This is a genomic window from Rhizobium centroccidentale (assembly GCF_030182565.1).
Classification (GTDB): domain Bacteria; phylum Pseudomonadota; class Alphaproteobacteria; order Rhizobiales; family Rhizobiaceae; genus Rhizobium.
This window is the reverse complement of the sequence record NZ_JAQJCG010000013.1, coordinates 1-23,750: the sequence shown is the minus strand read 5'-3', so window position 1 is coordinate 23,750 and position 23,750 is coordinate 1. Positions and strand designations below refer to the sequence as shown.

General features: G+C 59.9%; 26 protein-coding genes and 1 pseudogene. 21 read left to right on the top strand and 6 right to left on the bottom strand.

Features of this window, described 5'->3' with window-relative positions; translation table 11 throughout:
* Positions 1-33: 33 nt before the first annotated feature.
* The 9 genes and pseudogenes from PH562_RS17780 to PH562_RS17740 form a co-directional block, all read left to right on the top strand.
* Positions 34-1,899: a potassium transporter Kup gene (locus PH562_RS17780; RefSeq protein WP_374820198.1), complete on the top strand. Its 1,866-nt coding sequence runs from the start codon at positions 34-36 to the stop codon at positions 1,897-1,899.
* 141 nt (positions 1,900-2,040) lie between these two features.
* A complete protein-coding gene (locus PH562_RS17775; protein WP_285174402.1) occupies positions 2,041-2,772 on the top strand; it encodes a hypothetical protein in 732 nt (243 codons plus the stop codon).
* A gap of 187 nt (positions 2,773-2,959) precedes the next feature.
* On the top strand, positions 2,960-4,138 hold the full coding sequence (locus PH562_RS17770) for a cell wall hydrolase (protein ID WP_285174401.1): 1,179 nt from the start codon (positions 2,960-2,962) through the stop codon (positions 4,136-4,138).
* Positions 4,139-4,452: 314 nt separating this feature from the next.
* On the top strand, positions 4,453-4,797 hold the full coding sequence (locus tag PH562_RS17765) for an AtpZ/AtpI family protein (protein WP_285174400.1): 345 nt from the start codon (positions 4,453-4,455) through the stop codon (positions 4,795-4,797).
* A gap of 78 nt (positions 4,798-4,875) precedes the next feature.
* A complete protein-coding gene (locus PH562_RS17760; RefSeq protein WP_112341244.1) occupies positions 4,876-5,628 on the top strand; it encodes a F0F1 ATP synthase subunit A in 753 nt (250 codons plus the stop codon).
* Positions 5,629-5,695: 67 nt separating this feature from the next.
* Positions 5,696-5,923, top strand: coding sequence for a F0F1 ATP synthase subunit C (locus PH562_RS17755; RefSeq protein ID WP_015338972.1), 228 nt, complete (start codon positions 5,696-5,698; stop codon positions 5,921-5,923).
* Positions 5,924-6,001: 78 nt separating this feature from the next.
* Positions 6,002-6,595, top strand: coding sequence for a F0F1 ATP synthase subunit B (locus tag PH562_RS17750; RefSeq protein WP_113233179.1), 594 nt, complete (start codon positions 6,002-6,004; stop codon positions 6,593-6,595).
* Positions 6,596-6,598: 3 nt separating this feature from the next.
* Entirely contained in the window at positions 6,599-7,090 is a 492-nt protein-coding gene (locus PH562_RS17745; protein WP_069612429.1) for a F0F1 ATP synthase subunit B, read from the top strand.
* A 64-nt stretch (positions 7,091-7,154) separates the two neighbouring features.
* A pseudogene (locus PH562_RS17740) lies at positions 7,155-7,976 on the top strand (phosphotransferase); the annotation flags it as partial.
* A gap of 3 nt (positions 7,977-7,979) precedes the next feature.
* On the opposite strand, the gene PH562_RS17735 reads toward PH562_RS17740, so the two are convergent.
* Both PH562_RS17735 and PH562_RS17730 read right to left on the bottom strand, forming a co-directional pair.
* Positions 7,980-8,639 (bottom strand): ribonuclease HII, encoded by a 660-nt coding sequence (locus tag PH562_RS17735; protein WP_113233194.1) that lies wholly within the window; start codon positions 8,637-8,639, stop codon positions 7,980-7,982.
* Between the two features lie 105 nt (positions 8,640-8,744).
* The gene (locus tag PH562_RS17730; RefSeq protein ID WP_285174398.1) at positions 8,745-9,902 is read right to left on the bottom strand and encodes a PA0069 family radical SAM protein; all 1,158 of its coding nucleotides are present in this window, start codon (positions 9,900-9,902) and stop codon (positions 8,745-8,747) included.
* A 241-nt stretch (positions 9,903-10,143) separates the two neighbouring features.
* Here PH562_RS17730 and PH562_RS17725 point away from each other — a divergent pair, with 241 nt between their 5' ends.
* A complete protein-coding gene (locus PH562_RS17725; protein WP_285174568.1) occupies positions 10,144-10,662 on the top strand; it encodes a glycosyltransferase family 2 protein in 519 nt (172 codons plus the stop codon).
* A gap of 176 nt (positions 10,663-10,838) precedes the next feature.
* Positions 10,839-11,147: a hypothetical protein gene (locus tag PH562_RS17720; protein WP_285174397.1), complete on the top strand. Its 309-nt coding sequence runs from the start codon at positions 10,839-10,841 to the stop codon at positions 11,145-11,147.
* 31 nt (positions 11,148-11,178) lie between these two features.
* Here the strand turns inward: PH562_RS17720 and moaB are convergent, their stop codons facing one another.
* The 4 genes from moaB to PH562_RS17700 all read right to left on the bottom strand — a co-directional run bounded on the left by moaB (position 11,179) and on the right by PH562_RS17700 (position 15,651).
* Complete coding sequence (moaB, locus tag PH562_RS17715; protein WP_285174396.1) at positions 11,179-11,733, bottom strand: molybdenum cofactor biosynthesis protein B; 555 nt, start codon at positions 11,731-11,733, stop codon at positions 11,179-11,181.
* Complete coding sequence (locus PH562_RS17710) at positions 11,733-12,647, bottom strand: 4-(cytidine 5'-diphospho)-2-C-methyl-D-erythritol kinase (protein ID WP_285174395.1); 915 nt, start codon at positions 12,645-12,647, stop codon at positions 11,733-11,735. The genes moaB and PH562_RS17710 overlap by 1 nt, the downstream gene beginning before the upstream one ends.
* Positions 12,648-12,653: 6 nt before the next feature.
* Positions 12,654-14,510, bottom strand: coding sequence for a tetratricopeptide repeat protein (locus PH562_RS17705; protein WP_285174394.1), 1,857 nt, complete (start codon positions 14,508-14,510; stop codon positions 12,654-12,656).
* Positions 14,511-14,634: 124 nt separating this feature from the next.
* Positions 14,635-15,651, bottom strand: a complete 1,017-nt coding sequence (locus tag PH562_RS17700; RefSeq protein ID WP_069612437.1) for a polyprenyl synthetase family protein — start codon at positions 15,649-15,651, stop codon at positions 14,635-14,637.
* Positions 15,652-15,759: 108 nt separating this feature from the next.
* Here PH562_RS17700 and PH562_RS17695 point away from each other — a divergent pair, with 108 nt between their 5' ends.
* From PH562_RS17695 to PH562_RS17650, 10 genes are all read left to right on the top strand, one after another.
* Positions 15,760-15,990: a putative signal transducing protein gene (locus tag PH562_RS17695; RefSeq protein WP_069612438.1), complete on the top strand. Its 231-nt coding sequence runs from the start codon at positions 15,760-15,762 to the stop codon at positions 15,988-15,990.
* An 8-nt stretch (positions 15,991-15,998) separates the two neighbouring features.
* Positions 15,999-16,775 carry a tRNA1(Val) (adenine(37)-N6)-methyltransferase gene (locus tag PH562_RS17690; RefSeq protein ID WP_285174393.1) on the top strand — a complete coding sequence of 259 codons (777 nt, stop codon included), beginning with the start codon at positions 15,999-16,001 and terminating at the stop codon, positions 16,773-16,775.
* Positions 16,776-16,885: 110 nt separating this feature from the next.
* Entirely contained in the window at positions 16,886-17,746 is an 861-nt protein-coding gene (locus PH562_RS17685) for a S49 family peptidase (protein WP_285174392.1), read from the top strand.
* 16 nt (positions 17,747-17,762) lie between these two features.
* On the top strand, positions 17,763-17,954 hold the full coding sequence (locus tag PH562_RS17680; RefSeq protein WP_285174391.1) for an NfeD family protein: 192 nt from the start codon (positions 17,763-17,765) through the stop codon (positions 17,952-17,954).
* Positions 17,955-18,018: 64 nt separating this feature from the next.
* Positions 18,019-18,249, top strand: coding sequence for an AbrB/MazE/SpoVT family DNA-binding domain-containing protein (locus tag PH562_RS17675; RefSeq protein ID WP_095434099.1), 231 nt, complete (start codon positions 18,019-18,021; stop codon positions 18,247-18,249).
* The gene (locus PH562_RS17670) at positions 18,249-18,650 is read left to right on the top strand and encodes a PIN domain-containing protein (protein WP_285174566.1); all 402 of its coding nucleotides are present in this window, start codon (positions 18,249-18,251) and stop codon (positions 18,648-18,650) included. Before PH562_RS17675 ends, PH562_RS17670 begins: the two co-directional genes overlap by 1 nt.
* Before the next feature lie 119 nt (positions 18,651-18,769).
* Positions 18,770-19,729: a glycine--tRNA ligase subunit alpha gene (locus PH562_RS17665; protein WP_113346150.1), complete on the top strand. Its 960-nt coding sequence runs from the start codon at positions 18,770-18,772 to the stop codon at positions 19,727-19,729.
* Between the two features lie 124 nt (positions 19,730-19,853).
* On the top strand, positions 19,854-20,405 hold the full coding sequence (locus tag PH562_RS17660; RefSeq protein WP_285174390.1) for a LemA family protein: 552 nt from the start codon (positions 19,854-19,856) through the stop codon (positions 20,403-20,405).
* Between the two features lie 87 nt (positions 20,406-20,492).
* Entirely contained in the window at positions 20,493-21,749 is a 1,257-nt protein-coding gene (locus PH562_RS17655; RefSeq protein WP_285174564.1) for a 3-phosphoshikimate 1-carboxyvinyltransferase, read from the top strand.
* Positions 21,750-21,837: 88 nt separating this feature from the next.
* Positions 21,838-23,750 (top strand): DUF2207 domain-containing protein (locus PH562_RS17650; RefSeq protein ID WP_285174389.1); only part of this gene is annotated, 1,913 nt, incomplete at its 3' end.

The window sequence follows — 23,750 nt, the reverse complement described above, 5'->3', positions numbered from 1 at the left end:
TCTAACGAAACCCATCATTCTCCCGACGGGAAAATGAACGCTCGTAAGCTCGCATACCTCTCGCTCGGCTCGATCGGCGTGGTTTATGGCGATATCGGTACGAGCCCGCTCTATGCCTTTCGCGAAGCATTGAAGCCGGTGGCCGCCGACGGTCTGACGCGCGGCGAAGTCATCAGCGTCGTCTCGCTGATGTTCTGGACGCTGACCATCATCGTCACGATCAAATATGTCCTTTTTCTGCTACGTGCAGACAACGACGGCGAGGGCGGCACCTTGTCGCTTCTCGCGCTGTTGATGAAGACGGCGAATGGCCATACGGCCATCCTGATGCTGCTGGGCCTCCTGGGTGCCGCGCTCTTCCTCGGCGACGCGATGATCACCCCGGCGCTTTCGGTCCTCTCCGCGGTCGAAGGTCTGAAGCTCGTCACGCCGCAACTGTCGGATTATATCGTGCCCATATCGGTCGCGATCCTGGCGCTGCTGTTTGCGATCCAGTCGCATGGCACCGGTGCGGTCGCCCGCTTCTTCGGCCCGATCACGGCGCTTTGGTTCATCGTCATGGGCCTTGCCGGCATCATGCACATTTCCGATGACTACAGCATTCTGGCAGCGCTCAATCCCTGGTATGCGGTGAGCTTCCTCATGCGCGAAGGCTTTCTTGGCGTTGTGGTTCTCGGCGCGGTATTCCTGACCGTGACGGGCGCGGAAGCGCTCTATGCCGACCTTGGCCATTTCGGCCGCCGTCCGATCCAGTGGGCCTGGTTCGTGCTGGTGTTTCCGTCCCTCACGCTCAACTATTTTGGCCAGGGAGCGCTGGTTCTGCGCGATCCCATGGCCATGTCGGACCCGTTCTTCCTGATGTATCCGCATTGGGCGATCCTGCCGGTGGTCATTCTTGCCACGATGGCGACGATCATTGCCAGCCAGGCCGTCATTACCGGTGCTTTCTCGCTCACGCGTCAGGCGATTCACCTCGGCTTCCTGCCGCGCATGGAAATCCTCTTTACCTCCGAGACCAATACAGGGCAGATCTTCCTGCCGTCGGTCAATACGGTCCTGTTCTTCGGCGTCATCTTCCTCGTATTGGCCTTCAAGACCTCGGACGCGCTGGCAACGGCCTATGGTATTTCGGTGACCGGCGCGATGGTCGTCACCTCGATTATGGCGTTTGAATTCGTCCGGGTCCGCTGGAACTGGACGCTGCCGATGGCGGTTGCCGTGCTCACGCCGCTCTTGCTGCTGGAATTCGTCTTCCTCGGCGCCAACCTTCTGAAGATCCACGACGGCGGCTATGTTCCGGTCATGATCGCGACGGCCTTCACCGTGATCATGTGGACCTGGCGTCGCGGTACCTCGATCCTGATGGAAAAGACGCGGCACACCGATATCCCGCTGTCCTCCTTCGTCAGTTCCATCGAGCGTAAGAGTGATCATTCGCCGGCGCATGTGCCCGGTACGGCAATCTTCCTGACGAGCGATCCGGAATCCGCGCCCGCCGCGCTGTTGCACAATCTGAAGCATAATCACGTCCTGCACGACAAGAACGTCATCCTGACGATCCGCACCATCAACAAGCCGCGCGTCGCCCAGGAGGATCGTTATACGGTCGAGAAGGTCTCGGATCGTTTCTCGCGTGTCGAACTGCGCTTCGGCTTCATGGAATCGCAGAATGTCTCGCAGGCACTCGCGACCCTGCGCAAGACGGGCCTGAAGTTCGACATCATGTCGACCTCCTTCTATCTCGGCCGGCGCAAGCTGGTGCCGGACGCGAAATCCGGCATGCCGCACTGGCAGGACCGGCTCTATATCGCGCTCGCGAACGCGGCGACCGACCCATCGGATTACTTCCGCCTGCCGGCCAATCGCGTGGTGGAGCTCGGATCGCACGTCATCATTTGACACGGATATTCTTGCTGGTTGTTCAAGGCCCGGTGGATATCCGCCGGGCCTCTTCATTTTTCTATTGCGCAAGCGGGGTGCTGGTCTATTCAATTTAAAGGCGAAAGCGATGCAATGCTCTCGGGGGGGAAGCGAACGCAGATGCTCAGACAGACTTTATCCATCGCCCGGAATAATCCGGCATTTTACGTGATATTCGTGTTGTGTTCGGTTGGCGCTTCGATTTTCGATGAGTATTCCGGGAAATCCGCGACGGCAGGCGTGACTTTCTTCCTGTCGAGCATGTTGGCGATGAATGTACAGAGCTCTGTTCTACGCAATCTGAATTTCACCGCGGCGGCTAAGGCCGGAAAGCTTCCGATCGGTGGATATATGTTGAGGAGCCTCGCGCTGACGCTGCTTGCATTCCTGGTAATGTTGCCTGCTCTTGTTTTTCTTTTGAGCTCGGATGGTGCTGGCAAGACTTACTTCGGATTATGGGCAATGCTGGCATTTTTGGCAGTGTTCACCATTGTCTTTTCACTTGCTGGCACGTGGTTGCCAGCGAAGCTCCATGGCACCAACACGAGTATAGGAGGGGCTTTGCGGAGAGGCCTCGCGCGTTTTCCGTCGACGGCATCTCTGGTATTCCTGGGGCTGGCCGTCCCGCTCGTCGCTGCGGTGATCGCCTTGGTTCTTGCGACTGACGTTGGGAGCGCGGATCTTATCGCGAATGGTCGCTTGAATATCCCTGCTGTCGCGATCTCTTTGGGGTCCAACTTGCTGCAGGCCATTGGTTGGACTTATGTCTCAGTCGTTCTCGTGCGCCGATACATGGAGGCCGAACATATCGAGCCTCCGACTGGAACAGAGTTACTCACGGCTCTTACGTAATGGGCTGTTCAGGCATAGAGAATAGCGGCTTTGAGCGACAATCCTGACGCCTTATGTATCGGGTACGATGACATCTGTTTGCGTGCCGTCACATTCGTAACCATAGAATTGCCTGAATTAACCATCCATCAAGGTTAATGGGAGATTATTCCGGCTCCTAGTTTCGAGTGCCGTTTGGAGTCCGGTATTGTCTCGCTCGCGTTATGTCAGCCGCAAGTCGCGGTTCGTGCCACAAAATTGGACCTCTCCAGCCGTCTTCGGGCTTTGCGCCTGGCTTATTTTTCCGTCGACAGCAGCCTATGGCGATCTTGCCGGCCTGCTTGCCGGGATCGATAGGGAAGGAGCCAACTGGCGCATGGTGATGACCGACTCGCCAGCCGGTTCCACCCATCAGGCCGAACTGGCCTTCGGTGACGTCAAGGCCTCTGCCGCCATTGGAGACGGCGGTCTGGTGTTGCCGGACGGACGCCGTGTCGCGTTCCAGTCCGAAGTCAAGGGCAGCGATCCCCGGCCCGACGAGGATCGCATCAACCGGCAGGACAAGAAGGGCAGAGTGGTGGCCATCACGCCGATGCAGCCGCCGAAGGATTTTTCCGCAGGCTCTGTGCTGCAGCGCCAGAGCATGCTGCTTCGGCCGGAATCCGCGACCGGTGAGCGTACCGCCTTCCTGAAGCCGCAGCTCGGCGGCAAGGAAATCCAGATCGCCACCGCCTTCTATAAGAAAGAGCCGCCGAAGCTGGACGAGAGCGTACCGGCCTATATCGCCAATCTGGTCACCAATCAGAATGCCGATGTTCTTGCGGCGGCCTATGCCTCGCCGGCGCCGGACTATGCCCGTGTCTCGCCCTTCGATTCCATTCTCGCCAAGGATCAGGACGGCGAGGGCCGCTTCGTGCCGCAGATCGGCCCGAAGGATCATGCCTGGGCAGCCAATGTCCTGCCGCCCTCGGTCTTCTCGCCGGATGAGCAGCAATGCCTTGCGACCGGCATCTATTTCGAGGCGAGGGGCGAGTCCGTGAAAGGACAGGCGGCCGTTGCCCAGGTCATCCTCAACCGTGTCCGCAACCCCGCTTATCCGAAGACCATTTGCGGCGTCGTCTATCAGAACGAGGATTGGACCAACGCTTGCCAGTTTTCCTTCGCCTGTGACAACGTCAAGGAGCGTGTCAATTCTCCCGAACACTGGCGCATTGCCCGCCAGGTCGCCATGGCGGTGACCGCCGGCAAGATCTGGCTGCCGGAAGTCGGTTCCGCCACCCATTATCATGCTGTCTATGTCCGCCCGAAATGGGCCGCTGAAATGGTGAAGGTCGGCCGCATAGGCATGCACATCTTCTACAGGACTTATGGCGGCGGCTGGAGCTGAGGCGGCCGGTTCCGGCAGATTGACACGGCGGCGAGGGCAGCTTCCCCTGGCAAAAAAGCCACAGGGAAGCGCGGGCTGAAGAGGATTCTTCCGCTCTGTTTTCGGTCAATATGGCTCTTTCGCTCTAAGCTCATGATTTAATTGGGCTAATTTATGGCTGGACAGATGACGCCTACGCCTTGACTATGCTTTTTCCTAAAACTATGTTGCGCGCGACTTCAAAACGGGCCGAAAGGTGGCGAAACCTGCTGTTCGTTTACGCGTTTGACCGGGGTACAGGGATTGCGCGCAACGAAAATGGGGAGGATGCCACTATGACGGATGACCGCGACGAGGGTCTGGAACAGCGGCGGGCGCAGCTGGAAGCCGAATTGGCGACCAAGCGTGCTGCGGTGAGAGAGGATGAACGCGGGGAGGTTCGCGCCGAGGAAAGCCGTAAGGGCTATGCTCAGGCGATGAAGCTTTCCAGCGAGTTCATAGCCGCAATCATCGTTGGCGCCGTTCTGGGCTATATCTTCGACCGTTTTGTCGGTACGGCGCCGTGGGGCATGATTATCTTGCTGCTTCTCGGATTTTGTGCCGGCGTTTTGAATGTGCTGCGCTCTGCGGGCAAGGTGGCCACACCGGTGCCGGGCGAGGGTGGACCTAATAAGAAATGAGCGGAAGCAACGCTGCGGCGCTGTTTCCAGATGAGAAGCATCCGCTCGGTGGAGCGGAAAAATGAAAGAGAACAAGCGGTGGCAAACGATCCTACCCATCAGTTCCTGATCTTCAAGATTATCCCGATCGATATCGGCGGAATTGATTTTTCGTTCACCAACGCATCGCTGTTCATGGTTGCTTCCGCAGTGCTTTCCGCAGGCTTCCTTTATTTCGCCAGCGCGCCGCGCGGTGTCATCCCGACGCGCTCGCAGTCGGTGGCGGAAATGGCCTATGAGTTCATCGCCTCGATGTTGAAAGAAGGGGCGGGGACGAAGGGAATGAAGTTCTTCCCGCTGGTCTTCTCTCTCTTCATGTTCGTGCTGACGGCGAACCTGCTCGGTCTTGTTCCTTATTTCTACACCGTCACCAGCCAGATCATCGTGACGCTGGCGCTTGCGCTACTCGTCATCTTTACCGTTATTTTCTACGGCTTGATCAAGCATGGTTTCGGCTTCTTCAAGATCTTCGTTCCTGAGGGTGTTCCGGGTGTTCTTCTGCCGCTGGTGGTGGCGATCGAGATCATCTCCTTCCTATCCCGTCCGGTTTCGCTCTCCGTTCGTCTTTTCGCCAACATGCTGGCCGGTCATATCACGCTTAAGGTGTTCGCAGGCTTCGTCGCCTCGCTCGGAGCACTTGGCGCGCTTGGTATCGGTGGAGCTGTTCTTCCTCTTATCATGACCGTCGCCCTCACCGGTCTCGAGTTCCTTGTCGCCTTCCTTCAGGCTTACGTCTTTGCGGTGCTGACTTGCATGTACCTCAACGACGCAATCCATCCGGGTGGCCACTAAGGATAAAGACATTGGCGTCTAACGGGCGTCAGTCATTCACCGCACAACCATTTCAAAGGAGTTCAACATGGACGCGGAAGCAGCAAAGTTCATCGGCGCAGGTTTGGCTTGCTTTGGTATGGCCGGCACGGCTCTCGGCCTCGGCAATATCTTCGGCAGCTACCTGTCCGGCGCACTGCGCAACCCGTCGGCTGCTGACAGCCAGTTCGGCCGTCTGGTATTCGGCTTCGCCGTTACGGAAGCTCTGGGCATCTTCTCGCTGCTCGTCGCTCTCCTCCTGCTTTTCGCCGTCTGATATCAGCGGCGTCATAGATCACGGTTCGCGGGCAGCGAGCCGTGGTTCTTTGTATTTGCAGACCACCTGGAGGTGAGCATGTTTGTGACCCCGGCATATGCTGAAGAAGCACCGCCGGCCGCCGGAGCGGTGCACACGGAAACGGGTGCGCCGAATGAAGGCCATCACGGCGGCGTATTCCCGCCGTTTGACCATACGACGTATCCGTCACAGCTGTTTTGGCTGGTGATCACCTTCGTCATCTTCTACGTGGCCATGCAGAAGATCGTTATTCCGCGCGTCGGCACCATTCTGGAAAGCCGGCATGACCGGATCGCCCAGGATATCGAAGAGGCCTCGCGTCTGAAGGCCGAGGCCGACGCCGCCGTCGCGACCTATGAAAGCGAATTGGCCGCTGCGCGCGCCAAGGCGAATTCCATCGGCGCCACTGCCCGCGATGCCGCCAAGGCCAAAGCCGAAGAGGATCGCAAGGCGATCGAGGCAAGCCTGGCTGAGAAGCTCAAGGCCGCAGAAGGCCGCATTGCCGAAATCAAGGCGAAAGCCTTCGGTGATGTCGGTGCAATTGCCGAAGAGACGGCCGGTGCTGTCGTCGAGCAGCTGGTTGGCAATGTCGCCGGCAAGGCCGATGTCGCCTCTGCGGTTGCGGCTGCTGCCGCCAAGCAGGAGGGGTGATCCATGGAATTCGCTTTAGACAACACCTTCTTCGCGTTTGTCAGCCTTCTCATCTTCCTCGGCCTGATCGTTTACCTCAAGGTTCCGGGCATGATGGCAAAGTCGCTGGACGACCGCGCCGATCAGATCCGCAACGAGCTGGCCGAAGCCAAGCGTCTGCGCGAAGAGGCTCAGCATCTGCTGGCCGAATATCAGCGCAAGCGCAAGGAAGCCGAGGCTGAAGCGGCACATATCGTTGCCGCAGCCGAGCGCGAAGCGGAAATGCTGACGACCGAAGCTCGCAAGAAGACCGAGGAGTTCGTTGCCAACCGCACCGCTTTGTCCGAGCAGAAGATCAAGCAGGCCGAAGCCGATGCGATGAAGGCGGTCCGCTCCGCCGCCGTTGACCTTGCGATCGCTGCTGCTGAATCGGTTCTTGCAAAGAAGGCCGATGGCAACGTCCAGTCAGGCCTCTTCAGCGACGCCGTCAAGGAAGTGAAGACGCGGCTGAACTAAGGCCCAGGACTATCGAAAATCGAAAGAGCCCTGCTTCGGTAGGGCTTTTTTTGTTTCATGCCCAGCCATGATTGATCATTACCGCAACGGGAGGCAAGATCATTGCATGAGGGGAGAGTGGATGCAGGCAACGACCGGTAGCGAACCGTTTCGTCAAGGCGATCTCATCGTGAAGCCGGTTGCGGCATGGACACCGGGCCTGCACGCCTTGCTGGTTGCGTTACATCGGCATGGTTTCGATGCAGCTCCGATTTCGGCTGGATATGACGAGGTCTGGGAGCGGGTAACCTATCTGCCCGGAGATACCGGCGATCTCGATGGCCACGCCGCTATGCGCGGCGAAAAGGCGCTGCGGTCGGCTGCATCGCTGCTGCGTCGCTATCATGATTGTTCTAGCTTGTTCGCAAAGGACCTTGAAGCCGATTATACGTGGCAATTGCCGACCCGCTCGCCTTGCGAGGTCATCTGCCATGGAGATTTCGCCCCCTACAATGTCGTGCTGAATGATGGCGAAGTGACCGGCATCATCGATTTCGAGGCTGCGCATCCCGGTCAGCGAATATGGGATCTGGCCTATGCCGTCTACCGCTGGGCGCAGCTGTCCTCCAGCATCGCTCTCGAGGAAATGGAAACACTTGCCGCCCAAGTCGATCGTGCCCGTATCTTTGCCGACGCCTATGGCTTGTCCATTGCCGAGCGTCCCTCATTGCCTGGAATCATCGTCGAGCGGCTTGAGGCGCTATTGGCTTTCATGGAACGGGAAGCTGCCCGCGGCATCGAGAGATATCGCCGGAATCTCCAGGAAGGACATGATCGCATCTACCGGGAAGACATCGCCTATATCAGAAAATACTCGACTGAAATCATCGCCGGACTGACGGGCTGAGTTTCAAACGGCCTCTTTGCGCAACGGGCGGAAGCTCATGCGGTGCAGCGGGCAGGGACCATGTTCCTCGATGCCAGCACGATGCTGAGGAGTGCCATAGCCGGCATGGGCTGCAAAGCCATAGGCCGGAAAGACAATACCTGCGCGGGCCATCATTCGGTCGCGGGTAACCTTGGCGACGATCGAGGCGGCAGCGATGGAGAAGGAGCGCGCATCTCCCTTGACGACGGCTTTTCCGGGGCAGGCGAGTCCAACTGGCACATCGAGCCCATCGGTCAGTACATAGCTTGCCGGCACGGCAAGTCCGCGAATGGCGCGCCGCATCGCATCGAGGCTTGCCTTGCGGATATCGGTCGTGTCGATACGGCCCGCACTTGATGAGGCGATAGAGACCGTGGCTGTTGCGAGAATCTCCACGAACAGCTCTTCGCGTCTGGCCGCGGTCAGCTGTTTGGAATCGTTGAGCCCGTCCGGGATCCGTTCGGGGTCGAGAATGACGGCGGCGGCCACGACCGGCCCGGCAAGCGGGCCTCGGCCAGCCTCATCGGCCCCGGCGACAGGCCAATGGCCGGCCCGCCGTGCAATCAGCTCCAGCTCGAAAGTGGGAACGAGCGGGACGTCCTCGAAGAGCATTGGAGAATCGGGTGATGTGCTGCGTGTCATGCGGCGAAGCTCGCACACCACCCGATCTCCTGCAAGCCCCCGGTGGATCATGGCGGCGAACCGGGGGGCTTTTCCAGCGGGGTCAGGGAAAACCCGCAAGGAATATCAAAGCAACGACAATTGGACGCCGCTGCCATCGGGCGGCACGAACAAGTCGTCACGCAAAGCGATATTGCGGCGCGTGAGCTCGAGCCTGCGCGTCGCCATTTCAAAACGGCGGCTGATCTGCCAGGCATAAGGCCCCGCACCCTTCATGCGCTTGCCGAACTCCGCATCGTAATCCTTGCCGCCGCGCATCGAGCGGATCAGTGACATGACGTGGCGATAGCGATCCGGATAGTGCTGCAGCAGCCAATCGCGAAACAACGGGCTCACTTCCAGCGGCAGCCGCAGGATGACATAGCTCGCCTCCTGTGCGCCGGCGGCCTTGCCTGCATCGAGGATACGCTCGATCTCATGGTCGTTGAGCGCCGGAATGATCGGCGCCACCATGATCGCGGTGCGGATGCCGGCCTCGTTCAAAGCCTGGATTGCTTCCAGCCGCCGCGGCGGTGTCGCGGCCCGTGGTTCCATCGTGCGCGCCAGCTTGCGGTCGAGTGTCGTCACCGACAGGCCCACGCGCACCAGGTTCTTGGCGGCCATCTCTTTCAGAATGTCGATATCGCGCATGATCAGCGCCGACTTGGTAACGATGGCAACCGGGTGGTTCGCCCGATTCAGCACCTCGAGGATCTGGCGCATGATCCGCCATTCCTTCTCGATCGGCTGATACGGATCCGTATTGGTGCCTATGGCGATGACGCGCGGCTTGTAGCCGGGCTTTGCCAACTCGCGCTCCAGAAGCTTGGCGGCATCCGGCTTGGCAAACAGCTTCGATTCGAAATCCAGCCCGGCAGACAGCCCCATATAGGCATGCGTCGGCCGCGCGAAGCAATAGATGCAGCCGTGCTCGCAGCCGCGATAAGGGTTGATCGATCGGTCGAAAGGAATATCGGGGGATTCGTTGCGGGTAATGGCCGTGCGCGGCTTCTCCACCTGCACTTCGGTCTTGAAGGGCGGCAGCTCCTCCCAGCTTTGCCATCCATCGTCGAAGGCTTCGCGCTGTTGCGGTTCGAAGCGGCCGCTGGGGTTCAATCCGGCACCGCGCCCACGCCGGCGCTCGACGTCGACCCTGAGACCGGCATCGGCGATCAAAGCATTGGCAACGTCTGCCGTATTGGCAGGCGCGAAAGCGGCCTGCCCTGCAAGGGACTGCTCGTTCATCGGTAGCTCCAGGGCGGCTCATGCCATCGCATGCCGCGTCTAAGATGATTAAATTCCTATCCGACAAATGAGAACATTGCAAGAACAAAAATCCGTAATCACCATTTTCCATCTCATTCACGGAAGGCATTCGGCGATGCCGGCGATGAGAATTTGCGGCAGCTTATGATGCTTTTCTTAAACGCTCAGGGCTGAGGGTTAGGTGCTGGCAATAAATTATGCGCCGCTCTATAAATGGGCGATGTTGACGGTCATCATCGAATGCCAGGATCACGAACCCGAGCTGGCGCAGACATTGGCGGCATTGGTGGCAGGCGCGGTCGAAGGGCTGGTCAGCGACGTGGTCGTGCTCGATCACGGTTCCAGGGACGGCACATCGAAGGTGGCGGATGCTGCCGGCTGCCGCTTTTATTCGCAATGGGATATCAAGGATATATTGCGGTCTGCGAGGGGCGAATGGCTGCTGCTGGTCGAGCCAGGCGCGCGGCCGCAACCGGGCTGGATCGATGAGATCGCCGAATATGTCTCGCTGAACAAGGTGCCGGCGCGCTTTACAGCATCACGCGGCTATCGTCGCCCGTTTCTGAAGCGAATCGGCCGTCGTACGGCGCCGTTGGAACTGGGTTTGCTGCTTTCCAAGCACCAGGCGATCGCCGTCGCCAGATCGGGCATGGGGCTGGCGGAGTTCGCCAAGGGACAGAAGGGTCGACGGCTTTCAAGCGAGCTCATTCCGTCCTGGGTAGCACGCGCGGCGCGATAGGCCCCAGCGTTCCGCAGATTCCATTTGTAAACGCGCGAATAGCTGCGATAATTTACGTGTGGCGGCACCTTACGCGTGTCGCGTCAGGCGGCCGACCATGAAGATGCCGATATCAGGCGGAACTGGTCAGCGGAACTCTCCTTTTCCGCCGGGATTTCGGCGAAAGGAGGTGCGTTATGAAACGCACAATGCTCACCCGCCTCATGGCAACGGCCCTCGTGGCAACATCGATCCTCTATCCTCGCGTCGCCGCCTCCCAGGTAACGCTCGCCTGCGCTCAGCACGTCGATATCGTCGCGTTTCTTGGCGACCATCTTTCGGAAAAGCTTTCGGCCATCGGCAAGCTCGATCAGAGCACGATTGTCGAGATCTACGCCGCCGAGAGCGGCAACTGGACACTGCTGATGAGTGATATATCCGGCCGGAGCTGCATCATACTCAGCGGCGATTCCTGGGAATCAATTCCTGTCCTTCCGAAGGCATGACCAACGCCCAATATCGCGGCGAGCAGAAGACCTATGTCGAGCCGGCGCCGCGCTTCAGATGCTCGTCGAGACGCGGCATGATCTCCACGAAATTGCAGGGCATGTGGCGATAGTCGAGCTGCGCCTTCAAGATGCCGTCCCAGGCATCCTTGCAGGCGCCGGGAGAGCCCGGGAGCACGAAGATGAAGGTGGCATTGGCGACGCCGCCGGTCGCTCGCGACTGGATCGTCGCCGTGCCGATCTTGTCATAGGAAATGCGATGAAAGACTTCCGAAAACCCATCCATCCGCTTCTCGAACAATGGCTCCAGCGCCTCAGGCGTGACGTCGCGGCCGGTAAAGCCCGTGCCGCCGGTGGTGATCACGACGTCGACCGCATCGTCCTTCGTCCAGGCTTCCACCTGCGCGCGGATGCACTCCTTGTCGTCTGGCACGATGGCGCGGGCAGCAAGCCTGTGGCCCGACTCTGCAATGCGGGCAACCAGCGTATCGCCGGATTTATCGTCGGCGAGCGTGCGCGTATCGGAAACGGTCAATACCGCGATGCCGACGGGAATGAAGGATCTTTCGTTGCCCGACGCTGCCATCATGCCTCTCCCGCGATCGTTTCGGTTACCTGGAAATACCAGCCCGGCCGCTGCCTGTGAAGCGAAGCGGCGGCGGCAGTCGCCTGTTCGATATCGTTGAAAATGCCGAAGCACGTCGCACCGGAGCCGGACATGCGCGTCAGGATTGGGGATTCGCTTTCGATCAAGCCGGAAAGCACACCAATCTCGCCGCAGATCGAGCGTGCCGGCGGTTCGAGATCGTTGCGCAGGGTCTTGATCGTGTCGATCCATTCGCCGTGTCCCTGCGGCATCTGCGATGGAAACAGCAGCGGCGGGTTGTCCTTGCGGGTGAGCTGCCGGAACACATCCGATGTCGAGACGCCGACAAGCGGATTGCCGAGAACCATGGCAAAGGCGGGAAATCCTGGCAACAGGTCGATTGCCTCGCCGATGCCGCGCGCGACCAGCGGCTGGCTGGCAAGGCACATCGGCACATCGGCGCCAAGCTTCAAGGCGATGGTCTTGACTGTCGCCTCCGGCAGGGTAACGCGCCATAGCCGCATCAGCCCGCGCAAGGTCGCCGCCGCATCCGCCGAGCCGCCGCCGATGCCGGATGCGATCGGTAGATTCTTTTCCAGATGAATATGGGCAGGGGGCGCATCGAAGCCGGCCGATTTGGCTGCCTGCCGCAAGAGATCGCGCGCCTTGAGAACGAGATTGTCGCCGGCCTCGGCATCGGCGGAAAGCAACGGGCCGAACCGTCCGGAAAGGCTGAAATCGTCATCCTCGCTTGCGCGAAAGAAAAGACGATCGCCGTGGCGGGCAAAGCTGACGAGCATGTCGAGCAAATGATAGCCATCGGCTCGGCGGCCCGTGACATGCAGTGCAAAATTGATCTTTGCGGGCGCCTCTTCCGTGAGGTCGAAAGCGCCCGCAGCCAAGATCGTGCTCATGGAATCTTAGGACTTCTTGTCGACCGGCGCCGGAGCGTTCGTGTCGGGCGAGGGCGCTGGTGCTGGATCGGGCAGCTTGCTCTTGTCGACGGTCTTCGGATCGTTGTCGAGCGGCGGCAAGCCCTTCTCAACCTTCTCCTTGATCTTCGGAATATCGGCCTCTTCCGGCTTCGAAGCGAGCGCCCGATTCCATTGGTAGACGGCTTCGAGCTTGCGATTGACGCGCCAATAGGCGTCGCCGAGGTGGTCATTGATCGTCGGATCGCCGGCCTTGAGCTGCGCTGCCCGCTCCAGTTCGCTCACGGCATCGTCGAAGCGATTGAGGCGGAAATAGGCCCAGCCAAGGGAATCGACGATATAGCCGTCGTCCGGCCTGAGATCGACGGCCTTCTTGATCATGTCCAGACCCTGATCGAGGTTCATGTTCATGTCGACCCAGGAATAGCCGAGATAGTTCAGAACCTGCGGCTGATCCGGATTAAGCTCAAGAGCCTTCTTGAAGTTCGGCTCCGCATCCGCCCACTTCTTGAGCCGCTCATAGGCAATGCCGCGCTGGAAGAACACGGCCCAATCGCTGCGCTTCGGCACGGGGCCGATGATCTGCACGGCCTTGTCGTAATTGTCGGCCATGGCCTGGAAGTCCTTGGCATCCGAAAGGACGCTGCCATAGGCGAGATAGCTGCGGACATCGTTGGGATCGGAATCGATCAATGCCTTTAGATGTTTGCGCGCGTCGTCGACCTTACCTGCCTGGGCGAGCGCGAGACCGAGCTGCAGCTCGGAGATGCGGGCCATCGGCGAGTCATCGGGCACCTTCTTGTAGAAGGCGATCGCGCGATCGGTCTGCTCCTGCTTTTCGGCCAGCCCGCCGAGCAGCACCAGCGTATCGGCGGCCTTCGGATCGAGGGAGTTGGCGATCTGCAGGTAGAGCGAGACGACATCCTCGGCACCATCACGGTTCAGCGCGGCACCGATGGTGAAGAGAACGGCGGCCGCACCCTCGCTGGCATTGGTGACCTGCTGGTCCGGTGTGTCGCCCTTGCTGATGCTGTCGCGCAGCGCATTCAGCGGCGCATAATTGCTGACAAGATTGTCGCCGACCGAAATCGCATCCAAGGCTTTCTGCTTGTCGCCGGCCTTGGCTTCGAGGCGCGCAAGCGCCATGACGGCGCGCATGAAGGTGTCCGGTGCGGTCGCGCCGCCAGTCTTGTCGAGGATGGCATCGTTGAGATGCGAGCGTGCCGACTTCAGGTCGCCCAGCGTCAGTGCAATGGCGCCGGCATGATAGTTCTTGAAGATGTTGAACCAATCCGGGCCCTTCATCTTGTCGATCATCGAGATCGCTTCCTTACCGCGGCCGGATCCGGCGCGCGCCCAGGCGGCGAGCAGGTTGGTCATCATTCGGTCGAGATCGTTCGGACCGTTATATTTGAGGATTTCCTGCGCGGTGCGGTATTCATGGCGGCGGATGGCGTCCATGCCGCGCACGATCGTCGTGACACGCTCGACCGAAGGATCGCTCTTCAACTCGTTGGCGTATTTGACGCCTTCTTCCAGATTGCCGTTCAGCAGCAGCGAGATCATGAGCCGCTGGCGAATTTCCGGATTGCTCGGGTCGATCATCAGCGCCTTTTTGTAGAGCGCAATGGCAGTATCGTAGTCATGATCGACATCTGCGGTACGGGCGGCGAGGAACGCGCCTGCGAAGGTATCGACACTATCCGGATCGAAAGAAGTGACCGGAGCACTGGCCTCCGGCGCTGCCGGCTTATCCTCTGCGCGCGCGCCAGTCAGGGCGGACACCGAAAGGATTGCCGCCAAGGCTACGCCCGAAAGGAAACGGATGGCAAGTCTCTGCCGCATTAGAAAGCCTTTCATCAAGGGAATGGCCGGCGACTTCGCCGGCGGCACAACGCATTCGTGTCAACTGATTCACAACAGGATGGCTTTTTTGAAGCGGCCCTGCAACAAATTCAGGCCGCCGCTATCAATTAACGCGTTCGATGCAGAAATCGATCACTTCCAAAAGTGCCGATTTCCAGGGCGTTTCCGGCAATGGCGCCAAGGCGTCGCGGGCAATGGTGCCGTAATGTACGGCGCGGGCAATTGTGTCAGCCAGCGCGCCGTATTTCGTGATCAGGCCGAGGGCTTTTTCGAGATTCTCGTCGCTGTTATCGCCGGTTTCGATGGCCTCACGCCAGAAGGCGCGTTCCTTCTCGGTGCCGCGGCGATAGGCCAGAATCACCGGAAGCGTGATCTTGCCCTCGCGGAAATCGTCGCCGACATTCTTGCCGAGGTCGGCAGCCTTGCCGCCGTAATCGAGCGCATCGTCGACGAGCTGGAAGGCGAGGCCGAGATTGGTACCGTAGGACTTCAGCGCATTGCGCTCGGCCTTGCCGGCATTGGCGACGATCGGGCCGACTTCGGCTGCGGCGGCAAACAATGCCGCAGTCTTGGCGCGGATGACCGAGAGATAATCGTCTTCCGTCGTCTCCATGTTCTTGGAGACGGAAAGTTGCAGCACCTCGCCTTCGGCGATGACGCAGGCGGCCGACGACAAGACGTCAAGCGCTTCGAGCGACCCGACCTCCACCATCATGCGGAAGGCCTGGCCGAGCAGGAAGTCGCCGACCAGCACGCTTGCCTGATTGCCCCAGATCATCCGGGCTGTGGACTTGCCGCGGCGCAGATCGCTTTCGTCGACCACGTCGTCATGCAGCAGGGTGGCCGTATGCAGGAATTCGACCGATGTCGCGAGCTTGATGTGATTGTCGCCCTGATAGCCGTAAAGAGCGGCAGACGCGATGGTCAGCATCGGCCGCAAACGCTTGCCGCCGGAGGAGATCAGATGCTCCGCAACCTCGGGGATCATCTGCACATCGGAGCCGGCCTTGGACAGGATAAGCTGATTGACGCGTTCCATGTCCGCCTTGGTCAGGTCCACCAATGGCTTGATGGATGCCAGTTTATTCTTGCTTTCTTCCAGCGGTATCACGACGCCCAACGATCCGGACTCCTGTTCATTTCCTGCAAAGCACAATAAGAAGGGGCGAAAGAGGCGGCAAGAGGCGAATTGTCTCGTCGCGTAAATTTGACAGGAATTCTAAGGCTTATGCACGAGCTGATCCGCACCAACGACCCGGTCCTCCTCTCATTTGCGGAGAGTCTGATGAAGGATGCAGGAATCCATTGCCTGGTGGCGGATCAGGCGATGAGCGTTCTGGAAGGTTCGCTCGGCATGCTGCCTCGACGCTTTCTAGTGGAGGAAGAGCGTGCCGATCTGGCCCGCCGCATCCTCATCGATGCCGGTCTCGGTGACGAGTTGCGCCCGGTGCGGACCTGAGGTCAGCCATGACCGGCAAGCCCTCCGAAACCATCGATGCCTTCCATCGCGGCGCCTTCCATGTCGTGCAGCCGAAGGGCAGGGGGCACCGCTCCGGCATGGATGCCATGCTGCTGGCGGCGCTCGTCGCAGATGAGCGTAAGATCCGGGTGGCGGATCTCGGTGCAGGCGCGGGAGCAGCCGGCATGGCCGTGGCGTCGAGACTCGACCGGGCGGAGATCGTGCTGTTCGAGCGCTCATCCGATATGGCCGAGTTCGCGCGCAAGAGCCTCCTGCTGCCGGAAAATGCCCGCTTTGCCGGCCGCGTCTCCGTCATCGAAGCCGATGTCACGCTGATCGGCAAAGACCGCAACGAAGCAGGCCTTGTCGACGACAGCTTCCACCACGTCATCATGAACCCGCCCTTCAACGATGCCAGTGACAGGCTGACACCGGACGCGCTGAAGGCCGAAGCGCATGCCATGACCGACGGACTGTTCGAGAGATGGATCCGCACGGCAGGCGCGATCATGATCCCTGGCGGGCAGTTATCGCTGATTGCCCGGCCGGAATCGATTGGCGAGATCATCTCCGCCTGCGGCCGTCGCTTCGGCGGTATAGAAATTACCCCAATCCATCCCCGCGAGGGCGAGAGTGCGGTGCGCATTCTGGTGACGGCGATCAAGGGTTCGAGGGCGAGGCTGGCACTGCGCGCGCCTCTGATCATGCACGGCGAAGGGACGCATAAATTCACCGATTTCGTCGATGATATGAACAATGGCCGCGCTTCGTATCCGCGCCGATAGCCATCCGGTTGCCCTCAGTATCAGGGCATCAAATACGATCCGCAATATTGCGTTTGTCGTTTCCATGCATACATCACGAGGCAGCAAACATCATGAAACAGGGATGACGAATGGTTGGGTTCTTGAGACGCATGCTTCCGAAGCGCTTCCGCAAGGAGGAGGTGATCGTCCCTGTCGTCCGCCTGAGCGGCGTCATCTCTTCCGGTGGAGGGCCGCTGCGCCAATCGCTGAATCTGGCAGGCTCATCCCAGGCTCTTGAAAAAGCCTTCGGCATGAAGACGGCGCCCGCCGTCGCAATCGTCGTCAACTCGCCAGGTGGCTCTCCGGTCCAGTCTCGGATGATTTACAATCGCATCCGCGATCTGGCCGCCGAGAAAAACAAGAAGGTGCTGGTCTTCGTCGAGGATGTCGCAGCCTCAGGCGGCTATATGATCGCGCTGGCGGGTGACGAGATCATTGCCGATGCCACCTCCATCGTCGGTTCGATCGGCGTCGTCTCCGGTGGGTTCGGTTTTCCGGAGTTGTTGAAGAAGATCGGCGTCGAACGTCGCGTCTATACTGCCGGCGACAACAAGGTGATCCTCGATCCCTTCAAGCCGGAGAAGGAAAAGGACATCGAATATCTGAAGAGCCTGCAGCTGGAGATCCACAAGGTCTTCATCGACATGGTGCTCGAGCGTCGCACAGGAAAGCTCTCTGCGGACGAAACGGTGTTCTCCGGCCTTTTCTGGACCGGCAGCCGCGGGCTTGAGCTTGGCCTGATCGACGGCCTCGGCGACATGCGCCAGGAGTTGAGGAGGCGTTTCGGCGACAAGGTCAAGCCAACGCTGATCACCACACCGCGCAGCCTTTTCGGCCGCAAGGCTCCGGGCATCTCGCTTGGGAGCATGGATGGCCTCGGCGCCGGGCTTGCATCCGGGCTTGCGGAAGCAGCAGAGGAAAGGGCATTGTGGAGCCGGTACGGATTGTAAGCGGGAGCGCTGGGTAATGCCCCAGATCATCTTCTTTGTCGTCGCCGTCGGCGGCCTTTGGCTGCTCTATCGGCGTTTCGTGCGCGATGCCCAGCGGCTCGCCGAAAAATCCCGCCGCGCCGAAACGGAACGCCGTACCGGCGCGATGGGAACGCTGGTCGAGGACCCGAAAACCGGCGAGTATCATGTGAAGCGCGAGGATGAGTAAGTCAAATTGCTTCGTTCGTGAGTTTTTGATATACTTTGCCTAATGTATATCATTGGAGTGTTTTATGCAGGTCGCAAAATGGGGGAATAGTCTAGCCATCCGCATTCCTTCAGCTGTTGTCGATGCACTCGATTTGAAGGAAGGCGACGATATCGTTGTGCGTATCGGCGCGGGAAACGCCTTCGAGATTGAACGTGACGACAGGCGGCAGAAAGCCTTGGAAAAAGTCAGATCGTTCAAGCTCAAACTCCCTAAGGATTGGAAGTTTGACCGCGAAGACGCCAATTCTCGTTGATGCGCCCCGTTTTGGATTTTCTCGACACGAATGTTCTTCTCTATGCTCTTTCGGAGGACGAGCGGGCCGAAAAGGCACAAGCGCTCTTGGCCCAGCCCTTCGTTATCAGCGCTCAGGCGCTGAATGAGTTTACCAATGTGGGGCGTAAGAAACTCAATATGTCGTGGGCTGATATTCGCGAAGCGGTTGATGCTGTCGTCGCTTTGTCGGCGACCATTGTTCCGGTAAGCGAGAAGATCACGTTGGCAGGGCTGGATCTTGCTCAGCGCTATCAGCTTTCTTTCTATGATGCGACTATGATAGCGGCAGCGATCGAGGGTGGCTGCGAGCGGTTTTATTCGGAAGATCTGCACGCTGGTCTGATAGTCGAGAAGCAGTTAACCATCGTCAATCCATTTTGACGGCCCCCGGGTTAAGTGCGAGTAATGTCCCTGCACTCTGTAGAGTAAAAACTTGACCCATTCGCCCCGTCGTGGCACCTGTCCGCCAAACAATCCGCTAGTGGAAGAAATCAATTCCCATGACTGCCAACGTACCCGACCACATGAACCCGAAGCGTTCCTTTCAGGCGCTGATCCTGACGCTGCACAATTATTGGGCAGACAAGGGTTGCGCGGTTCTGCAGCCTTACGACATGGAAGTCGGCGCGGGCACGTTCCATCCGGCAACGACGCTGCGTTCGCTGGGTCCGAAGCCGTGGCGGGCTGCCTATGTTCAGCCGTCCCGCCGCCCCTCCGATGGTCGCTACGGTGAGAATCCCAACCGTCTGCAGCATTACTATCAGTACCAGGTCATCCTGAAACCCAATCCGCCTAATCTGCAGGAGCTCTATCTCGGCTCGCTGAAGGCGATCGGCCTCGATCCGCTGCTGCACGATATCCGCTTCGTCGAGGACGATTGGGAAAGCCCGACGCTTGGCGCCTGGGGTCTCGGCTGGGAATGCTGGTGCGACGGCATGGAAGTCTCGCAGTTCACCTATTTCCAGCAGGTCTGCGGCATCGAGTGTGCGCCCGTCGCCGGTGAGCTCACCTACGGACTGGAGCGTCTTGCGACCTATGTGCAGGGCGTCGACAGCGTCTATGACCTGAATTTCAACGGCCTCGAGGGCGAAGACAAGATCACGTACGGCGATGTCTTCCTGCAGGCTGAGCAGGAATATTCGCGGCATAATTTCGAATATGCCAATACAGAGATGCTGCACCGCCATTTCATCGATGCGGAGAAGGAATGCCAGGCCTTGCTGGCCGCCGGCGCGCCCGGCGACAGCGATAATCAACGCCTGCACAAGTGCGTTTTCCCGGCCTATGACCAATGCATCAAGGCGAGCCACGTCTTCAACCTGCTCGATGCCCGCGGCGTCATTTCGGTGACGGAACGCCAGAGCTACATCCTGCGCGTGCGCACGCTTGCCAAGGCTTGCGGCGAGGCTTTTCTGCTGACCGATGCAGGCGGCGTCAACTGGAACCAGCAGGCCGCCTGAGGCAAGCTTCCCAGGGTTGGGCATCGCCAGTTTATCTTGGTACTGGTCGCCGTTAAAGCCGGGTGACATTGGCGTAAAATCTGCCTAGTGTCCCTTGGGTTGCAGTCGCCATGGGGGATTTCAGATGCTTATTCTTCTAGCGATCATAGTGCTGGCCGCGCTCTATGTCGTCTTCGCCTATAACGGCCTCGTCCGCGCACGTCAGGTGGCTGAGGAGGCCTGGTCCGGCATCGACGTGCAGTTGAAGCGCCGCGCCGACCTCATTCCCAATCTGGTCGAGACGGTCAAAGGCTATGCCGGCCATGAGCGCCAGACCTTGGAAGAGGTTGTCGAGCTTCGTAACAAGGCGCAGGCCGTGCCATCTGGGGATGTCGCCGCCCGGGGCCAGGTAGAGGGCTTGTTGTCGCAGGCCCTTGGCCGCGTGATCGCGCTCGCCGAAGCCTATCCCGACCTCAAGGCCAACACGAACTTCCTCGAATTGCAGCGCTCGCTGGAGGGCGTCGAGGGCGAAATCCAGATGTCGCGCCGCTATTACAACGGTGCCGCGCGTGATCTGAACGTCAAGGTCGAGACCTTCCCGAACAATCTCATCGCTGGCCCCTTCGGCTTTACGAAGAAGGCCTATTTCGAGATATCAAACGAAGCGGACCGTGCCGTTCCCACGGTAAAGTTCTGAGATTTCCGCTATCGGTTTTTCATGTGAGGCGGTAAAGGATGCCGACCGCCGGCCATCGGCCGGCTTCCTGACTGACCAAAGAGAATGATGATGGGTAGAGCCAAACTCACGATTATCCCGCCGGGCAAGCCCTTGACCGGACGCGCCATGCCGCCGGGATCGAAGTCGATCACCAACCGCGCGCTGCTGCTGGCGGGCCTTGCCAAGGGCACGAGCCGGCTGACCGGCGCGCTGAAGAGCGACGATACCCGCTATATGGCCGAAGCGCTGCGCGCCATGGACGTGATCATCGACGAGCCCGACGACACGACTTTCATCGTGACCGGCAGCGGCAAGCTCAAGGCACCGGCTGCTCCGCTTTTCCTCGGCAATGCCGGCACGGCGACACGCTTCCTGACGGCAGCTGCAGCACTGGTCGACGGCAAGGTCGTCGTCGATGGCGACGCGCATATGCGCAAGCGGCCGATCGGCCCGCTCGTCGACGCATTGCGCTCGCTCGGCGTCGATGCCTCGGCTGAGACCGGCTGCCCGCCCGTCATCATCAACGGCACAGGCCGCTTCGAGGCGAGCCGCGTGCAGATCGACGGCGGCCTGTCCAGCCAGTATGTTTCGGCTCTGTTGATGATGGCGGCCGGCGGTGACCGCGCCGTCGATGTCGAACTGCTCGGCGAACATATCGGCGCTCTCGGCTATATCGATCTCACGGTCGCGGCCATGCGCGCTTTCGGCGCCAAGGTCGAGCGTGTGAGCCCGGTCGCCTGGCGCGTCGAGCCCACCGGTTATCATGCCGCCGATTTCGTGATCGAACCCGATGCCTCCGCCGCGACCTATCTCTGGGCAGCTGAAGTTTTGAGTGGCGGCAAGATCGATCTCGGCACCCCGGCAGAGCAGTTCTCGCAGCCGGATGCCAAGGCCTATGACCTGATTTCGAAGTTCCCGCATCTGCCTGCCGTCATCGACGGTTCGCAGATGCAGGATGCCATTCCGACGCTCGCTGTTCTCGCCGCCTTCAACGAAACGCCGGTGCGCTTCGTCGGCATCGAAAACCTGCGCGTCAAGGAATGCGACCGCATCCGTGCCTTGTCGAGCGGCCTGTCCCGCATCGTGCCGAACCTCGGGACTGAAGAGGGCGATGATCTCATCGTCGCATCCGATCCGAGCCTCGCCGGCAAAGTGCTGCCAGCAGAAATCGACAGCTTTGCCGATCACCGCATCGCCATGAGCTTTGCGCTCGCCGGCCTGAAGATCGGGGGCATCAGCATTCTCGACCCCGATTGCGTCGCCAAGACCTTCCCGTCCTACTGGAACGTGCTGGCGTCTCTTGGTGTCGCTTACGAAGACTGACGCTCCGCCATCTCAAGGGCTGAGCGCAGGCATGTTCCTGACGTGAGCGGCGCCGGCAACGGCGTCGCGGCCATCCTTTGGGGGAGTGATGACACGGCTTTGCGGGTTCTTCCTGGCTTTGTGCCTGCTGCTTTGTGCAACGGCGGTGACGGCAGCCGAGCTCATCAGCAACTTCGATCAGGCGATCGCGCTGCATCGTGACGGCTCCATGCGAGTCGTCGAGACGATCTCGGTCAATGCCGAGGGCCAAAACATCCGCCGCGGGATCTTCCGGGATTTCCCGCTGACGATGACCGACGCCAGCGGTCGCGAGATCGAAGTGGATTTCAAGGTCGTCTCCGTCGAGCGTGACAGCCAGCCGGAAGATTGGCGCACCGAACGCATCAGCGGCGGCGAGCGTATCTATATCGGCAAGGCCGATCGTATCCTGAACCCAGGCCCGCATACATTTCGCCTGACTTATGACACCAACAGGCAGATGCGCTATTTCGGCGATCATGACGAGCTTTATTGGAACGTGACGGGCAATGGCTGGCTGTTCCCGATCCTCAATGCAACGGCAACCGTCACTCTGCCAGATGGCGTGCAGCCGCAGCAGCTTGCCTTCTTTACGGGGCCGCTCGGCGCTACCGGCAAGAATGCAAGTGCGAGCCAACAGGGCAATATCGTTACCTTCGCAACGACCAGGCCGCTTGCAGCGGCTGAAGGCCTGACGATCGCCATCAAGCTGGCCAAAGGAGCGATCGCACAGCCGAGCGACAGCCAGCAATGGGGCTGGTTCCTTCGGGATCACCTCGACACGATCATTGCCATCGGCGGGCTGATCCTGCTGTTTGCCTATTACATGCGAAGCTGGATTGCGGTCGGCCGCGATCCGCCTGCGGGTGTCATGGTCCCGCGCTGGGATCCGCCCGAAGGCATTTCGCCGGCGCTGGTCAACTATATCGACAACAAGGGCTTCGCCAGTTCCAGCTGGACGGCATTCTCGGCAACGGCGATCGACCTTGCCGTGCGCGGCTACGTCATTCTCGACGATCTGAAGGAAAAGGTCGTTATCCGCCCGACAGGCAAGTCCGGCAACGATCTCAGCGGCGGCGACAAGGTGCTCATTCAGGCCGTCGGACCGTTCGCGCCGCTCGTCATCGACAAGGAGAATGGCGAAGCAGTACAGCGTCTGGGTGGGAAGTTTCGCAGCGCGATCGAGCGCGATCATCGCGGCGAATATTACAAGGCCAATTCGCTCTATGTCGTGATCGGTATTGCTCTCTCGGTTTTGATCCTGGCATCCATCATCATCTTTGGGCGGTTGCATGAAAATGCGGTGCCGCTGATCGTGATGCCCGGTGTTCTGTCGATCTTTGTTACGATCTTTACCAACATCATCGGCCGCAGATTCCGGCGCCCTGGCGCCGGTCTGGGCCAGCGAATTCTTTCTGTTCTGATCTGCGCCTTCTTCGGCTTCGTCCTGGTATCCGTCGTCGTCAACGGCTTTGCGGCCGCGGTCGTGCCGCTGTGGGAAGCGGGCCTGCTGCCGCTGGTCGCCGGCATCGTCGGCATTTTCGCGCTCAACGTCGTCTTCTTTTTCATCATGGGCGCCCCGACGCCGCTCGGACGGAAGATGATGGATGGCATCGCCGGTCTCAGGCAATATCTGATGCTCGCCGAACGCGACCGGATGAACATGCAGGGCGCGCCGCAAATGTCGCCACAGCACTTCGAAAAGCTGCTGCCCTATGCGGTCGCTCTCGGGGTGGAGAAGCCCTGGGCGAGCGCCTTCGAGACCTGGCTCGCCACCGCTGCAGGTGCTGCCGCGGCAGCTTACGCGCCGATCTGGTATTCCGGTGATTTCCGCCCTGGCAATATCGGCGGCACCATCGGCGATTTCTCCTCTTCCATGGCGTCGACCATCGCCTCGACGATTCCCGCCCCGGCATCGAGCTCCTCCTCCGCCTTTGGCGGGGGAGGTGGCGGTGGGTCCTCCGGCGGAGGTGGAGGCGGTGG

Coding starts and splice junctions, on each gene's coding strand:
- PH562_RS17730 (WP_285174398.1), bottom strand. CDS start 9,902: ATGAACGAGCAGTCCCTTGCAGGGCAGGCCGCTTTCGCGCCTGCCAAT.
- PH562_RS17660 (WP_285174390.1), top strand. CDS start 19,854: ATGCTTATTCTTCTAGCGATCATAGTGCTGGCCGCGCTCTATGTCGTC.
- PH562_RS17695 (WP_069612438.1), top strand. CDS start 15,760: ATGCACGAGCTGATCCGCACCAACGACCCGGTCCTCCTCTCATTTGCG.
- PH562_RS17690 (WP_285174393.1), top strand. CDS start 15,999: ATGACCGGCAAGCCCTCCGAAACCATCGATGCCTTCCATCGCGGCGCC.
- PH562_RS17735 (WP_113233194.1), bottom strand. CDS start 8,639: ATGACACGCAGCACATCACCCGATTCTCCAATGCTCTTCGAGGACGTC.
- PH562_RS17750 (WP_113233179.1), top strand. CDS start 6,002: ATGTTTGTGACCCCGGCATATGCTGAAGAAGCACCGCCGGCCGCCGGA.
- PH562_RS17765 (WP_285174400.1), top strand. CDS start 4,453: ATGACGGATGACCGCGACGAGGGTCTGGAACAGCGGCGGGCGCAGCTG.
- PH562_RS17665 (WP_113346150.1), top strand. CDS start 18,770: ATGACTGCCAACGTACCCGACCACATGAACCCGAAGCGTTCCTTTCAG.
- PH562_RS17725 (WP_285174568.1), top strand. CDS start 10,144: ATGTTGACGGTCATCATCGAATGCCAGGATCACGAACCCGAGCTGGCG.
- PH562_RS17745 (WP_069612429.1), top strand. CDS start 6,599: ATGGAATTCGCTTTAGACAACACCTTCTTCGCGTTTGTCAGCCTTCTC.
- PH562_RS17780 (WP_374820198.1), top strand. CDS start 34: ATGAACGCTCGTAAGCTCGCATACCTCTCGCTCGGCTCGATCGGCGTG.
- PH562_RS17670 (WP_285174566.1), top strand. CDS start 18,249: ATGCGCCCCGTTTTGGATTTTCTCGACACGAATGTTCTTCTCTATGCT.
- PH562_RS17705 (WP_285174394.1), bottom strand. CDS start 14,510: ATGCGGCAGAGACTTGCCATCCGTTTCCTTTCGGGCGTAGCCTTGGCG.
- PH562_RS17685 (WP_285174392.1), top strand. CDS start 16,886: ATGGTTGGGTTCTTGAGACGCATGCTTCCGAAGCGCTTCCGCAAGGAG.
- PH562_RS17755 (WP_015338972.1), top strand. CDS start 5,696: ATGGACGCGGAAGCAGCAAAGTTCATCGGCGCAGGTTTGGCTTGCTTT.
- PH562_RS17655 (WP_285174564.1), top strand. CDS start 20,493: ATGATGGGTAGAGCCAAACTCACGATTATCCCGCCGGGCAAGCCCTTG.
- PH562_RS17675 (WP_095434099.1), top strand. CDS start 18,019: ATGCAGGTCGCAAAATGGGGGAATAGTCTAGCCATCCGCATTCCTTCA.
- moaB (WP_285174396.1), bottom strand. CDS start 11,733: ATGGCAGCGTCGGGCAACGAAAGATCCTTCATTCCCGTCGGCATCGCG.
- PH562_RS17775 (WP_285174402.1), top strand. CDS start 2,041: ATGCTCAGACAGACTTTATCCATCGCCCGGAATAATCCGGCATTTTAC.
- PH562_RS17720 (WP_285174397.1), top strand. CDS start 10,839: ATGAAACGCACAATGCTCACCCGCCTCATGGCAACGGCCCTCGTGGCA.
- PH562_RS17680 (WP_285174391.1), top strand. CDS start 17,763: ATGCCCCAGATCATCTTCTTTGTCGTCGCCGTCGGCGGCCTTTGGCTG.
- PH562_RS17710 (WP_285174395.1), bottom strand. CDS start 12,647: ATGAGCACGATCTTGGCTGCGGGCGCTTTCGACCTCACGGAAGAGGCG.